The 13,576-nt window shown below is 61.3% G+C and carries 11 protein-coding genes and 6 pseudogenes; 11 read left to right on the top strand and 6 right to left on the bottom strand.

Going from position 1 to position 13,576, the window contains the following annotated elements:
* Window positions 1-285: 285 nt before the first annotated feature.
* The 3 genes from L5014_RS26940 to L5014_RS26930 are packed head-to-tail and all read right to left on the bottom strand — an operon-like array spanning window position 286 to window position 2,462.
* On the bottom strand, window positions 286-1,344 hold the full coding sequence (locus L5014_RS26940; protein ID WP_238466845.1) for an LLM class flavin-dependent oxidoreductase: 1,059 nt from the start codon (window positions 1,342-1,344) through the stop codon (window positions 286-288).
* Between the two features lie 24 nt (window positions 1,345-1,368).
* On the bottom strand, window positions 1,369-1,773 hold the full coding sequence (locus tag L5014_RS26935; RefSeq protein ID WP_238466844.1) for a DoxX family protein: 405 nt from the start codon (window positions 1,771-1,773) through the stop codon (window positions 1,369-1,371).
* A 17-nt stretch (window positions 1,774-1,790) separates the two neighbouring features.
* On the bottom strand, window positions 1,791-2,462 hold the full coding sequence (locus L5014_RS26930) for an alpha/beta hydrolase (RefSeq protein ID WP_238466843.1): 672 nt from the start codon (window positions 2,460-2,462) through the stop codon (window positions 1,791-1,793).
* A gap of 174 nt (window positions 2,463-2,636) precedes the next feature.
* Between L5014_RS26930 and L5014_RS39065 the strand changes: the two are divergent.
* From L5014_RS39065 to L5014_RS26910, 4 genes and pseudogenes are all read left to right on the top strand, one after another.
* Window positions 2,637-3,544: pseudogene (locus L5014_RS39065) on the top strand (LysR family transcriptional regulator).
* A gap of 111 nt (window positions 3,545-3,655) precedes the next feature.
* Window positions 3,656-3,789, top strand: a pseudogene (locus L5014_RS26920) (cation:dicarboxylate symporter family transporter); the annotation flags it as partial.
* 95 nt (window positions 3,790-3,884) lie between these two features.
* On the top strand, window positions 3,885-4,073 hold the full coding sequence (locus L5014_RS26915; protein ID WP_238466842.1) for a hypothetical protein: 189 nt from the start codon (window positions 3,885-3,887) through the stop codon (window positions 4,071-4,073).
* Window positions 4,074-4,170: 97 nt separating this feature from the next.
* On the top strand, window positions 4,171-4,815 hold the full coding sequence (locus L5014_RS26910; RefSeq protein ID WP_238466841.1) for a poly-beta-hydroxybutyrate polymerase N-terminal domain-containing protein: 645 nt from the start codon (window positions 4,171-4,173) through the stop codon (window positions 4,813-4,815).
* Window positions 4,816-5,260: 445 nt separating this feature from the next.
* On the opposite strand, the pseudogene L5014_RS26900 reads toward L5014_RS26910, so the two are convergent.
* Window positions 5,261-5,473 (bottom strand): annotated as a pseudogene (locus L5014_RS26900) (hypothetical protein); the annotation flags it as partial.
* Between the two features lie 159 nt (window positions 5,474-5,632).
* On the opposite strand from L5014_RS26900, the pseudogene L5014_RS26895 reads away from it, so the two are divergent.
* Together L5014_RS26895 and L5014_RS26890 are read left to right on the top strand one after the other, a co-directional pair.
* A pseudogene (locus L5014_RS26895) lies at window positions 5,633-5,806 on the top strand (porin); the annotation flags it as partial.
* A gap of 65 nt (window positions 5,807-5,871) precedes the next feature.
* Window positions 5,872-6,765 carry a Tar ligand binding domain-containing protein gene (locus L5014_RS26890; protein ID WP_338019337.1) on the top strand — a complete coding sequence of 298 codons (894 nt, stop codon included), beginning with the start codon at window positions 5,872-5,874 and terminating at the stop codon, window positions 6,763-6,765.
* Window positions 6,766-7,685: 920 nt separating this feature from the next.
* Here L5014_RS26890 and L5014_RS26885 read toward each other — a convergent pair.
* A pseudogene (locus L5014_RS26885) lies at window positions 7,686-7,967 on the bottom strand (response regulator); the annotation flags it as partial.
* Window positions 7,968-7,991: 24 nt separating this feature from the next.
* Complete coding sequence (locus L5014_RS26880; protein ID WP_238466838.1) at window positions 7,992-8,288, bottom strand: DUF4148 domain-containing protein; 297 nt, start codon at window positions 8,286-8,288, stop codon at window positions 7,992-7,994.
* 417 nt (window positions 8,289-8,705) lie between these two features.
* Here L5014_RS26880 and L5014_RS26875 point away from each other — a divergent pair, with 417 nt between their 5' ends.
* From L5014_RS26875 to L5014_RS26855, 5 genes and pseudogenes are all read left to right on the top strand, one after another.
* Complete coding sequence (locus L5014_RS26875; protein WP_238466837.1) at window positions 8,706-9,026, top strand: hypothetical protein; 321 nt, start codon at window positions 8,706-8,708, stop codon at window positions 9,024-9,026.
* Between the two features lie 426 nt (window positions 9,027-9,452).
* The gene (locus tag L5014_RS26870; protein WP_338019340.1) at window positions 9,453-10,325 is read left to right on the top strand and encodes a hypothetical protein; all 873 of its coding nucleotides are present in this window, start codon (window positions 9,453-9,455) and stop codon (window positions 10,323-10,325) included.
* A 90-nt stretch (window positions 10,326-10,415) separates the two neighbouring features.
* Window positions 10,416-10,564 (top strand): annotated as a pseudogene (locus L5014_RS26865) (transposase); the annotation flags it as partial.
* 288 nt (window positions 10,565-10,852) lie between these two features.
* Window positions 10,853-12,940, top strand: coding sequence for a poly-beta-1,6-N-acetyl-D-glucosamine N-deacetylase PgaB (pgaB, locus tag L5014_RS26860; RefSeq protein WP_238466892.1), 2,088 nt, complete (start codon window positions 10,853-10,855; stop codon window positions 12,938-12,940).
* 36 nt (window positions 12,941-12,976) lie between these two features.
* Window positions 12,977-13,288, top strand: coding sequence for a Rossmann-fold NAD(P)-binding domain-containing protein (locus tag L5014_RS26855; protein ID WP_238466836.1), 312 nt, complete (start codon window positions 12,977-12,979; stop codon window positions 13,286-13,288).
* Window positions 13,289-13,576 lie beyond the last annotated feature (288 nt).

Here is a 13,576-nt window from a genome sequence, read left to right as displayed (position 1 = left end):
GTCGATCCTATATCGCCGCGGTCGTTCGTGCGCCTGGGGATACTTCGTAAGGTGATATCGGGACGTCCGGTGCGAACGAGAAAGTGCTGCCGCGACCAGGGCGGCACTCGACATGAATCTCGCCACCCATCCGGCTGTGGTGCCTCCTGGCAATCCATGCGCAGACCCACGCGCCTCGCTCCTGGAAGGCGTCAGAAAAAGAAGGAGAGGCCCGGACAGGCCTCCCCCGAAACACGCCTGCGAGGTGCGCAGTGCGTGGAGAAAAACCTTCAGGAGAGCGGTACGCTAAAGGGACGAGGACGATGATTCCCGAACTGCGCTTCGTGTGATCGCACGGCGCACTGCAGGTATGACCTCGGTAGCGAACAGCTCGATCGATTGCCGGACCTTGTCGAATGGCAGTCCGCCGATATCCATCTGGGCCATGTAACGCTGGTGCCCGAATAGCTCGTATTCGAAGAGAATCTTGTCGACGATCTCATTGACGCTACCGACGAATAGCGCGCCACGAGGCGAAGCCAGGGATTCGAAGTCCCGACGCGACATTTCAAGGTGGCCGCGCGGCAGGTTGTTCGCAATGTAGCGGCGGTAGTGGGGAAAGAAGTCGTCGCGCGCGCGGGCGCCATCGCGCTGCACGTGGAAATGACCGGAAATGGCCACGTGCAGATGCCCGGCCGGGTGCCCCGCAGCGAGGCCGGTCTGGCGATACAGATCGATGAAGGGCGCGAACTGCTCCGGCGATCCGCTGATGTTGGCGAGGTTCAGCGGCAGACCGGCGCGGCCGGCGCGAATGGCACTCGACGGCGTGCCGCCCGCTGCCAGCCAGATCGGAAGACGCCCGCGCACCGGCCTCGGCATGATCGCGGCGTCGGTGAGGCCCGCGCGATGGCGTCCCGACCACGTGACGCGCGCTTGCTCGTTGATTGCCGTGAGCAACGCAAGCTTCTCTTCGAACAGCGCCTCGTAGTCCGCAAGCGCATAGCCGAAAAGCGGAAACGATTCGACGTATGCGCCTCGCCCGACGAGCAGCTCCGCACGTCCGCCCGAGATCAGGTCGAGCGTCGAGAACTGCTGATAGAGGCGAACGGGATCCTCGGAGCTCAGGATGCTGACCGCGCTCGTCAACCGCATGCGACGGGTCACGGCGGCAATCGCGCCCAATACGACGGACGGCGAGGAAACGGCGAAGTCCGCGCGGTGGTGCTCGCCGACGCCGAACACGTCGATGCCGGCCTCATCGGCGACTTTCGCGGCCGCGATGATGGCTTCGATGCGTCGTTGCGCTCCGGTGGCGCCGGACGCCCCGGTCGCGAGATCGCCGAACGTGTAAATGCCGAATTCCATGGCATCAGTCCCGGGCAAGGCGCGTCATGCGTTGCGCAGCGTCGGCTTGAGCGCGAACGCGCCGTCACCGAGCAGCGCCAGGACAGCTGCAGCGACCGCGAGGAAAACCGGGTACTCCCAGCCGCCGTTCGCGCTGGTGAACATCCACCCGTTGCCGAAGTGGACCGTCGAGGCCATGAACAGCTCGATCGCGGCAACCGCGGCAATGGCACGCGCGTACACGCCCGTCAGTAACAGCACGCCGCCAACAATCTCGAAGGCAATGATGGGCCAGGCGAACCAGCCGGCAAAGCCCACGGACTCGAAGAATTTCGCGGTGCCGGCCGGCGTGAAGACGAGCAGCTTGGTCAGGCCGTGCGCGACGAACATGAGGCCGAGCGCGAGGCGCAGAAGGAGAGCGGCATACGGGGCGGTGCGGGTATTGGTCATGATGGGCTCCGGTTGGGTTAGTCCAGATTGATCTGCTGGTGAATCCAGCTCGAGAAGTCACTCGCGATGTCGGCGCTGAGCGTATGGCCGACCGGGTACAGGCGCGTGTCGTGCACGACGCCGAGGCGGGTGAGCCAGTTATCGGCATGCCCGGCAAAGCTCACGGGCAGTTTGTCGTCGTGCTGGCCGTGCGCGATGAACGCCGAGACCTGGGCGAGCCTGTCCGGCGACGCGAGATGCGGCTCGATCTCGGGCAGAATGCGGCCGCTCAGGATCGCGAAGCGCGACACGTCTTCGGGCGCGGACAACGCGACGCTCGCGCTGAGGATGCCGCCCTGGCTGAAGCCGGCCATCACGGCAGGCCGTGCCACGGGGGCGTCGGCGCGCGCCAGCGAGCGCACCAGTTCGCGCAGACGCGTGCGGCTCTCGTCTGCCTGCCCGGCGTTGATGACGGGACCTTGTGCGCTGAAGCGGACATGGAACCAGGCGTGCTGTCCCGGGCCGAGCGAGAGCGGTCCGCGTACGAAGACGAGTTCGAGGCGAGAGTCGAGCGCTTGCGCGAGCGGCATCAGGTTCGTTTCGTTCCCGCCCACGCCGTGAAGCAGGAAAAGGCGGGCGGCCGCCTGGCCCGCCGCCGGGCGCAGGCGGAACGAGAGACCTGAGGGGATGTCGTTGTGCAGGATGTCCATGAGTTGAGAGGCTTCGATAGCGTTACTTCGCGCTCCAGGCCGGCGCGATGGCAATGAGCTTCAGACTTGCGCCTTGTTTTCCGCGGGAGATGGGATGGGCAGATTCTATTGATCTCAGCAATGGAGATAAACTTGGGTGCCGTGGATTAATAATCCCGATAAACGAGACAATAGATGGACCGAAGTCAGGAAATGGCGGTATTCGTCGCAGTCGTCGACGCGGGCAGCTTCGTCGGCGCCGTCGATACGTTGCGTATGTCGAAGGCGGCCGTGTCGCGCTATGTCGAATCGCTTGAGCAGCGCATCGGGGTGCGACTCCTGCACCGGACGACGCGCCGTCTGTCGTTGACCGAAGAGGGGCGCCTGTTCTACCAGCGGGCGCGCGAAATCCTCGAGGCGATGGACAACGCGGAAGCCGAGGTGAGCTCGCGCACCCAGGTGCCGGGCGGGCTGGTGCGGGTCAACGTCCCGCTCAGCTTCGGCGTGTCGCATCTTGCCCCGCTGTGGGGCGACTTCATGGCCGCCTGGCCGCAGATCGACCTCGACATCACGCTGAACGACCGCGTTGTCGATCTCGTCGATGAAGGCTACGACCTGGCCGTGAGGATCAGTACGCTGCCGGATTCGTCGATGGTGTGTCGCAAGCTGGCCTCGACCGCGATGGTGGTGTGCGCCTCGCCTGGCTATCTCGCGCGGAAGCGCCGCGCCATCCGCGCGATCTGGCCGCGCACCGTGTGCTTGCCTACACGCATTTGTCCGGCCGCGATGAGTGGCACTTTCATGGGCCGGACGGCAACGTGCTTGTGCGCACGGAAGCCCGTGTGTATTCGAACAACGGCGACACGTGCCGCGCCATCGCGCTGCGCGATGGTGGCGTCATCCTGCAGCCGGACTTCATGATTGGCGAGGACGTGAAGGCCGGACGGCTGATCCGGTTGATGCCGGAATATCGTTCAATCGAACTCGGAATCTACGCAGTTTATCCAAGCCGGAAGCAGTTGCCGCTAAAAGTGCGTTGCCTGATCGACTTCCTGTCGGACGCGTTTCGCGTACCGCCCTGGGACCTCCGCCCAGAAGCGTGAGGCGTACCGGACATGATTCAAGTTTTGCGTGGCGCCCCAAAACGGGAGGGCGGCAAGCAGGAGGCAGTCGCTTCGACAAGCCTGACTGGGCTGGCGCGCGCCATTCGCTGAGAGTTGCTCATCGTCCTGGCAACGTCGTCGACGGAGCCGGTGCTGCCGCGCCTGATCGCGAAGCTGAGGCGCTCGGCTGCGACAAGGGCGTAGTGGGGCTCGTGCTGCCCGCGGGCTATTCGTTCAATCTCGACGTGGGCCGAAACGACTCGCTCGATTTCCAGTATGGGAGCGAACTTTGCTCATCCTTGCTCTATGCAACAGGTGGTTGCTAACCAGGGAAGATGAGATGAAAGCACAGGGTGAGATGCCTGGTAAGAAAGGGGCGGGCGGGAACGCACAACTCGAAGATGGTAAGGGCAACGAGGAAAGGGCTTCAACCATCGACGTTTGCGGGCCTTCTGACGAAGACGCGCCGGTCCGCGAGGTCCAGCGTGTGGATGATCTCTCTGAGATAGCGCACAAGCCGGACGATTGAGGCACACAACGGAGCAGGCTCAAGCGCCCTCACGGATAACAGAGAAGGGCAGCTCGGTTGCACTTGTTCCGAGTTCATCTCGATTCGTGGAACCCAGATGGGTACTCAACGAGAAGCGAAGCCAGTTGGCACCGGTACGAAGCAGGAACCGGGTCACCCCCAACCAGGGGCTACTTCGACCAGCCCATTCCGCTCGCTCGATCACGCGAAACAAGCGCTGATCGCGCGCGCGACTGGCGGATTTTCGCCTGCTGCGCTCACGCTTGCATTTGCCGACTGGTTCATCCATGTCCAGGCAGCGCCCGGCAAACGGCTAGAACTCATGACGCTGGCTGCGGACAATACGCGGCGGCTGCTGGAAAGCCTGGCGGATGCGCAGGCTGGGAAACCGCTGCAGCCACCCGCGCCGGCGCTACCCGAAGACGACCGTTACAGTGCCGACGTGTGGCAAATCGAGCCGTTCCAGCTCTGGCAGCGGGCCTTTTTGCTGACCGAGCAATGGTGGCGCGCAGCCACCCGCGAAGTGCCGGGCACGACACGCCACCACGAAGACGTCGTGTCCTTCGTCGCGCGGCAGTGGCTCGATCTCTTCGCGCCGGCCAACTTCGTCCCGACCAACCCCGAGGTCCTGCAGCGCACTGCCGCGACCTGCGGCCTCAATCTCGCGCAAGGCGCACGCAACGCGATCGAAGACGCGTGGCGAGTCGCCCTGAAAAAGCCGCCTGCCGGCGTCGAGCGCTGAATTCCGGCAGCAGCGCGCGCGGCACGTTGACCGGTACATCCGCGATGACCTGCGATGGCACGCGCACGATAAATTCTTCTGGCGCCGAGGCAAGACAAGTCAGCGGGCGGATATAGCCCAACGAATTCTTCCTCTCATCATTTGCAGAAGAATCAGATAATACCCTCGCTGAAACAGGGGCACCGGTCGGCGACGGAATTCGCAGTCGTCCGTCGATCCGAATCAGGCGATTTTTTTCAAGCGCATCGAGCCCGGGTTACCTCGATGCGCTTGATGCGTCATGGCACGCTACCGTCGACTCACAGCAAGACCGCTTGCTGCAAGAGTTCCAGCGCTTTCAGTTCGTCCAGTCGACCCGTGCGTGCTTTGCCTGCGAGCGTCTTGAGCAATGCTTCCGCAATCGGTTCAATACCGTGAAGATTGACCAGGCTGGTGACGGAAGGCAGCCCAGCGTGGTTTCCATGTGAAAGGCGGTCTCGGGCGTAAACCTCTCGCCCTTCCGGAGTTTGGCCACGCGCGTCATATTTGATTCAAGTGCGATCGCGATATTCTCCGCGCCAACTGCATCGACCAGAAACTGGAACGATCGTGTCTTGAAAATGGAGGCCAGTAGCTTGGCGAAAGGTGGGATTTTGACTGCCCCAATCAGTGATACCACTTAGTTGTTCGAATAAGACAGGAAAGGAGCGTGAAGGATTGAGGTAACTACGATTCGCCTCCATCCGTTGATCGTCGCTGCGGGCAGTGACCTGGCCGGCGGTGACAAGCGACAGCGGACTAATCAGAAATTCAACGCAGCAATCTGGGGAGTCGATTTTTGAAGCAAAAGTACCTCGCGCTCGGCGTCGCAGCAGGCGCACTCGCAGCGGGCAACGCCCACGCACAATCGAGCGTGCAGCTCTATGGCCTTATTGACCTGTCCGCGCTTGCCTACACGACGAACGCGGACGCAGCCGGCCACCATGTGACCAGCATGGGTCACGACGGCGAGCGACGGGCATCCATACGCGTTTCCGATCCAGGGTCTTCCTCCTCGCAGCACATCTCGACGGGAATGTGCTCCGTTTTGCGGCGGCGGATTGTTCGTTCGCCGCCTTGTTTTCTTTTCGATGCATCGAGAGGGAAACCGTGCTAAGGAATGCTACCGTTCGCATGGCGCTGACGCTGACGATTGCCGGCTTGACGACGTCGCTGATGCTGGTGATCGTGGCGTCGATTGCCGGCCTGCAAGCCGCCAACCGCGCGCTCGAAAAGATGTACAGCGAAGAGACCGCCGTGCTTCAACAACTGACCGCAAGCGACGAAGCCCTGTTGCAGGTGCGCGTCGATCTTGGCGCGTACGAAACGCTCGTCGCACAAGGCGAACCCACTGCCCCGGTACTGGCCCGCGTGCATGCGGAGCTGGCCGACAGTAATCGTGAGCTGGCGGCGGGCTACACCGTATTGAACCGCGTGGGCGACGCGGAGAAGGCACTCGCGGACACGCTGCACGCCAGACGTGACAAGGTGGTGAACGACGTGCTGACGCCTGAGATCGCGGCGCTGGACCAGGACGATTTCATGACGTTCCGCACGAAGGAGCGCCAGGCGCCTGAAACGGTGTTCAGCGACTACAAGCGCGCGGCGCTCGCACTCGAGGATTTCCAGATTCAGCGCCAAAAGGCGCTGTTCGAATCGGCGCGGCAGAACTACCTCCTGCTGCTCTGGATGTTCGGGGCGATCGGGGCGGCGGCGCTGGGGCTCGGCCTGTTCGCACGCCATGCGCTCACGGTCTTGATCGTGAAGCCGATCAATGCGGCGATTCATCATTTCGAGCGGATCGAGGCGGGCGACCTGACCAATACGATCGATACGCAGCGCCCGAATGAATTGGGGCGCCTCCTCGCCGCGCTCGCGCGCATGCAGGCCGGCCTCGTTACAGCGGTGGCACAGGTGCGTTATGGACCTTGAAAGGGCTGGGGGTTAACACCCACGATTTCGTGGCAGCACAGAAAGCTGGGGGAAGGGATGCGATCTCTATAATCCGCTTCAACATGGCGCAGGCCTGGAATCACCCAATCGATCAGCACAACGTGTGGATGCAGCGATGAACGATACCGAGGTCGACCGGTGGCCATTGGCAATCCTCATGTGTTTCTGGCTGGGTGGTCTGATGTTAAAAGCGTATGCATTCGGGCAATGCGCATCCCCGCTTGATGGCGCGGTCGCCCGGACATGTAGCGACCTACTGCTCATTCTCGGGGGTGTTGGCAGTGCCGGGCCCCTTTGTCTCAGGCTCTTCGGCCCGGCAAGGGTTGAGAGCACGCTTTTCTGGGTGTTCCTCGCGGGAATTATCGGCGCTGCGATCCTGTTTTGTCGGGGAACCTGAAGAGAGACATGGACGTTACGCGCTTCATTCATCGACGCAGGAGCCGGCCATGACCGAAAACAGAATATCTCTGCGTGCGGTCATCGACAAATGGGTTGGGCGTACTGCGACCAATCCCATCAGGGTCATCCGGCATCGTGATGCAAGTTCGAGGCGCTATGTGCATGTCTCACTCTCACGGTCGCAGACGGCGGACGCGATTTTCTTTTTTCGCCACGATAACGGTAGCTGGAATGTCTTCCCGCCAGAAACTCGACACCCTGCGATGACGCATTTGCAATATAGACCGCATGACGTGCGGTGATATTCCGGTGGACCCGGCATCAGCAGACGATTTATCGCATGAGCGCCAAAGCCACCAGCAGAATCCCCTGATCAGATCACGGGCCGGCGCGTACTGGAAAGCCTGGTTGCCATGCGACACCGGCCTTTAACCGCGAGGATACACTTCGTGCAAACCCCTTCACACACCTCACCGCCCGCCCGTCCGCTGGCGCAGCAACCCGCAGTCAAGCCCCGCCACCCGATCCGGAACGGCGTCGCGGGCCGTGACGATAATGACGGAAGTGTCGTCGTCCCGCTCGCGTAACCGGGTGAGCAAGGTCAGCCCGTCCTGCTTTGGCAGGCCGAGGTCAAGCAGGACGAGCCCGTATGATGTCGTGCGCAAGGCGAGGGCGGCCGCGTTGCCATCCTGGGCCCAGTCCACGGCGAACCCCTCGCCCTGCAGCCCCTGCTGCAAGCCGCTGCCGATCAGTGCATCGTCCTCTACCAGAAGTATCCGCATGCTGTCGTTCTGTTCGGCTTGTCGTCAATGGTGGCCGTACTCCGTATTCCACGTGTGATGCGTGACGTGGTCGCTGGATTGCGAGGTGCTGGTTGGCATACCACCGTAGCCCGTATCTGATTGCGCTGCCACGCGGGCTTCGGCTGCCTGAATGTCAGCAGGATACTGCGATCTGTTCTGCCGGTAACCCGCATGTTCGAGCTGGATCAGTTGTCCCTCGACCTGCGCGCGGGTCAATGAATCGTTTGCGTCTTGTGCAAACGACAATATCGGCGTGGCGACGGCAAGCGACAGGGCAAGCGCCTTGATGAGGGTTTTCATGACTAGTACCTCCGATGTTAGCCCTTTGGGGTGTGCTGGTCTTTATGTTCCAGCAATTGCAGTTTGAAACCCCAGACTTAAGACACGGTTAACACGATGCCTGTGGTAGCCGCATGCATATTGCAGGCCTGCAACCGCTGGCTAACGGTTTCCGATCATTAACCGAAAAATGAAAGGATAACGACACAGTTCCGGGCATCCCGGATGCGATCTTAAGTCCACCTTAAGGCGACCGGAATTACATTGACTGCAACACTCGTGAAAGTGCTGATGGTTGCTGTCGAACGGGAGGGAGTCATGAAGCGCAGCACATTACTGGCAGTGGCGACTGCAGGTCTCCTTGGAGTCTCGTCGGGTGCACTACCCGCAGAACCGTCCACGGTAACGGTTCGTCTTGCTGACGGGGGAGGCACAGGGATGTCATTGACTCTGGTGCCATCGACGATACCGGCCGGACCGGTCGAGTTCACGATCACCAATGAGTCTCGCGCGCTGAAGCACGAATTCATGATCTTGCCGTGGTCCAGTGCCAGCACAGCGCTACCTTACGATCAGAAAGCACAACAGGTGAACGAAGCACGCCTGGGCGATCTGCAAGGCGTGGAGGACCTCAATCCCCGCGAGACGGTCACGGCAAGGCTCGTACTCAAGCCAGGTCGCTATATCGCCTTCTGTAACGAGCCAGGGCACTATCGCGACGCAATGCGTGCCACGCTTGTCGTCAACGCCGTGAAATGATGGTGTGCAGAAGAGCGGACTTCCGCTTTTCGCTATTTTGCGCGAGGAAGTCACAAGTTTTCGTGCTTCAGCTGAAGAGTGCGGGATCAGCAAGTTTTCTTCGCGTGGGATCCTGCGTCCCGCGGGACTGACATATGCGCTGAACGAAGGAAGCTCGTGCGGGAGATGACATATGAATAACCGGTCATTTGCAGGCCCATGGAGCCGATACGCACTCCGCAGCATACGTACGTCGGCTGGCGCCCAGGTTGGGCGGGGGCAACCGCCTGTTGCAGGGTAAGCAACTCGATGCGGATCTTTAAACCATGCGAGTCACCGCACTCCGACGAGCAGCATTGCCCATCATGTGACCCGCGCCAGAAAATTCACTGCTCCCGCAGAGGCCGGGCCAGCAATCTAATACGCAGGACAGTGTGGCCGCTCGCCATCGTGGCAGCGTGCGGCGCGCTATGCCCGGGGTTGCCGGCTCAGACATCCGACGATGCCGCGCGCTTGCGTGTCATCTACCAGAACCTGAAACCGCAGCTCGACCATAACGCGTTCCATCGGAAGCTGTATCTCGATTCGGAAGAGTCGCCGTCCACGGTCACGGGCGAAATCTATGCGGTGATGAACTACCCGTTCTCGACCGTCAGCGACGCATTTAACGATTCGTCGCGAGCCCCGACGAACTGGTGCGATATGCTGATCCTGCATCCCAATATCAAGCGCTGCCATGTCTCTGGCGGTAGCAGCGGCAACACCCTGACCGTGAACGTCAGCCAGAGGGAAGCCGCTGAAGATCTTGCATCCACTTACCGCTTGCAATTCGACTACGCCCCGGCGGCTACGAGCCCAGGATACTTCCGCGTAAAGCTTCACGCCGACAGCGGGCCATTGAACACCCGGGATTATCAGATCGTCCTGGAAGCGGTGTCGCTCAGTCGCGACCGCACGTTCCTCCACCTGACCTATGCATACAGCTACGGCGCTATCGGTCGTCTTGCCATGAAAGGCTATCTGGCCACGTTCGGTAGCGGCAAGGTCGGCTTCACCAATATCGCGGATTCTTCTGCGGCACAGCCGGATTACGTTGCGGGGTTGCGCGGTCTCGTGGAGCGCAACACCATGCGTTACTACCTGGCCATCGATGCCTGGCTCGATGATCCGCCGGGCCGGCCGGACACGCGACTGGAGCAACGCTTGAGCTACTGGTTTAGCGCGAGCGAACAGTATCCGCGACAGCTACACGAAATCGATCGACAGCAGTACATGCAAATGAAACAGGAAGAATGCCGACGCCAGCAGACGGGAGAGTAGAGGAGGGAACGGTGCTTCTGCAATGTCGTGAGTCAGTTGAAGACGCAGTGGGCCGAGGAGCATGGGGCATGGAGCTGGCGTGACCTCGCGGCGAAATATCCGAAGGCAACCGATACGCTGAAAAGGGAAAGCCGTTGGCGTTTTGCGACTTCCCCGCGGGGCACTGGCAGCATTTGCGCACGACCAACGCGATCGAGTCGACGTTCGCGACGGTACGTCATTGCACGACGCGTACGCGTCCCTTCAGAAGCCTGCTTTGAAGTTAAAGGGCTTCGGGTATAGCGATTGCGCTATTCCAAGGCTGGCATACGCTACCCGGTTGCGGGCAATGCGGCGGGCAGAACGCATAGAAATTTGACGCAGGGGCGAAAGGGCCTTCTTGCAGCGCATCGGTTGGCGCTGCTGAAGCCTGTAGCAAGCGCGGCTTCGGCATGATGCGAAGGTGTGGACGCGAACGCATGAATGCTGAAGTCATACACCGCGCTTACGGTTCGATTCTGACGTTGGATTTTGAAAGGAGGCCGATGATGCAGACTCGGCGACGTTTCGTCTGTGGGTGTCTGGGCGCCATGACCGGCTGTACGCTCTTCCCGTCGCTCGCCCCCGCAAGGCTGATTGACATTCTTCCACCGGCCGATCCGGCCGACGGTGTGACCTTTCGAGTCCTGTGCTTCCATGACGTGCGTGACAATCTGCGCGCCGAAGTCCACAGGAACGGTGTGATTGATCCATATGCGGTCGATACCGGCACGCTGACGTCGATTTTTTCGTGGCTTGAGGACAACCGTTATCACCCTGTCACGATCGGCGCGATTCTGGCTTCACGCACAGGCGGCGAACCGCTGCCGCCGCGCCCGGTACTGCTGACCTTCGACGACGGCTTCAAGAGCCACCACGACAAGGTCTTGCCGCTGTTGAAGGATTTTCGCTATCCGGGTGTCATGGGCATCGTGACGTCATGGATCGATACGCCTGTCGAAAGCGGCGTTCGTCTTTCGGATAAGCTGGTCGTACCGCGCAACACGTTCATGTCATGGGATGAGGTGCGCGACGTGGCCGCGTCGGGGCTGGTCGAGCTGGCGTGCCACACGCACGACCTGCATCACGGCGCCATCGCCAATCCGCAGGGCAATGAGTTGCCGGCGACGACATCGCACCTGTACCTGAAAGATCAGAAGCGCTACGAGACGGACGCCGAATTCCATTCGCGCGTGCAGTCGGACCTCGCCACATGCATGGCGCAAATCAAGGCGCAGACAGGCGCTTCGGTGCGGGCGATGGTATGGCCTTACGGGGCACAGAATCTCGCTGTACGCAATATTGCATCGGGCCTTGGCATGCCCACGCAGTTCACGCTCGAGGACGGCCCGAACACGCGTGATGTGCCGCTCAACCGGCTGCGCCGAATTCTGGCGACGTACGACATCGACGTTGGTGGTGTGGAGCGCTCGATGCGAGAGCCCGCGCAGAACCGCGGGGAAATCAACCCGGTGGAGCGGGTCGCCGTGGTTGCGCTGGATGACGTTTACGACCCGTCGCCTGTTACCCAGGAAAAGAAGCTCGGCGAGCTGATCGACCGGATGTATGCATTGCGCCCCAGCTCCGTGTACCTTCAGGCTTACTCGGACCCCGGACGTTCCGGGTTCGCACGGGCAGTGTACTTTCCGAACAGGCACCTGCCGATGCGCTCGGATCTGTTCTCCCGAGCAGCATGGCAGTTGAACACGCGTGCTCACGTGGAGATCTACGCGTGGTTACCGGTGCTCGCCTTCGCCGTCCCCGCGAAGCTCGACAGGCGGGTGGAATTCGTCACGGCGGCAGCCGGCAGCCGCCTGCCGCCCGGTGCCTCGGGCGTGCGGCGGCTCAGTCCTTTCGATCCCGCTGCGCGGGCGTATGTGCGCGAACTGTACGAGGACCTCGGCAAATATTCCGCTTTCAACGGCGTGCTGTTTGGCGAGGATGCGATGCTTACCGATTATGAGGACGCAGGGCAGCATGCACGACAGACGCTTGCCCGCTGGGATTTGCCGCAGAGTATTGGCCAGATCCGCTCCACCCCGGACCTCGCGAAGCGTTGGGGCGACATGAAGGCCCGGTATCTGCTCGACTTCACAAAGGAGCTCAGGAAAATCGTGCTCGACAGCCAGAACAGCGACGAGGTTCTGACCGTGCGCACGATATTTCCCGATGCCGTGCTCGATCCTGTTGCGGGGCGGCACTATGCGCAGAACTATGAGGCGTTCCTCGGCACGTATGACTACGTCGGGCTGCTCGCCATGCCTTCTCGCCAGGGCATTACTTCGGTGGACCCTTGGCTCGATTCGCTGAGCGCAGACGTGCGGTCTGCGCCGAACGGCGCTCACAGGACGGTCTTCCTGCTGGAAGCCACCGACGCCCATACCGGCGCACGTATCCCAACGGGGCGCCTCGTGAACCAGATGCGTCATTTGCGTATGACCGGGATGGTGAGCTACGGTTACTATCCCGACAACTTCGCCCGCGATCAGCCGCAGGCTGTTGCGCTCAACGATGTTATATCAACACGATCGCAACTCAACCCTGATTCCATCAAGGCGCTGTTTCAGGCCAGCACCAGCGGGAAGCTTTACCGCTGACGCATGACGCGCGGTAGTCACGGAGGAGATCCAGCCTTGGCGACAGGGAACCGCCGAATTCTGATCTGTGGCGCGGGGATTGCCGGGCCGTCCCTGGCTCACCGGCTTTTGCGGTACGGTTTTGAACCCACGGTTATCGAACGCGCCGCTGCGTTCCGCGATGGTAGCTACCTGATCGATGTGTGGGGTACCGGATGTGACATCGTCGAGCGCTATGGTCTGTTGCGATCGGAGCAAGAACGCGCCTACCAGTTCGACAGTCTGAAGTTCGTCGACGAGCGGGGACGAAAAGTTTCGGGATTTGGGCGGGGCCATGTTGCGCAAGGCGTTGAACGGAAGGTTTTTTAGCATTCCACGCGGCGACCTGGCGCGAACGCTCTACGACACGATCAGCGACCGGGTTGAGGTGTTATACAGCGTCTCCATGCATTCGGTGATCCAGAACGCCCAAGGCGTCGTGGTCGAGCTCTCGGGGGGAGAGAGGCGATGCTTTGATCTGCTGGCTATCCGCATCGGGATGAAGCGACCTATGTGAGTTTCGCGAGGCCTGGCCGGCAGATCAGCCGATACGCCATGCGAGAAGGCCGAAACGCATTTCTTTTGGTGTTTGCAGAGACCACAAAGGCTGGCATTGCC

The organism is Paraburkholderia tagetis (assembly GCF_022213065.1).
GTDB lineage: Bacteria > Pseudomonadota > Gammaproteobacteria > Burkholderiales > Burkholderiaceae > Paraburkholderia > Paraburkholderia tagetis.
Note: the sequence above shows the minus strand (reverse complement) of the source record. Positions and strands in the feature narration are given on the sequence as shown.

Excerpts from the sequence above, each read along its gene's own strand:
- L5014_RS26940 (WP_238466845.1), bottom strand. The coding sequence starts at position 1,344 with ATGGAATTCGGCATTTACACGTTCGGCGATCTCGCGACCGGGGCGTCC.
- L5014_RS26935 (WP_238466844.1), bottom strand. The coding sequence starts at position 1,773 with ATGACCAATACCCGCACCGCCCCGTATGCCGCTCTCCTTCTGCGCCTC.
- L5014_RS26930 (WP_238466843.1), bottom strand. The coding sequence starts at position 2,462 with ATGGACATCCTGCACAACGACATCCCCTCAGGTCTCTCGTTCCGCCTG.
- L5014_RS26915 (WP_238466842.1), top strand. The coding sequence starts at position 3,885 with ATGAAAGCACAGGGTGAGATGCCTGGTAAGAAAGGGGCGGGCGGGAAC.
- L5014_RS26910 (WP_238466841.1), top strand. The coding sequence starts at position 4,171 with ATGGGTACTCAACGAGAAGCGAAGCCAGTTGGCACCGGTACGAAGCAG.
- L5014_RS26880 (WP_238466838.1), bottom strand. The coding sequence starts at position 8,288 with ATGAAAACCCTCATCAAGGCGCTTGCCCTGTCGCTTGCCGTCGCCACG.
- L5014_RS26875 (WP_238466837.1), top strand. The coding sequence starts at position 8,706 with ATGTCATTGACTCTGGTGCCATCGACGATACCGGCCGGACCGGTCGAG.
- pgaB (WP_238466892.1), top strand. The coding sequence starts at position 10,853 with ATGCAGACTCGGCGACGTTTCGTCTGTGGGTGTCTGGGCGCCATGACC.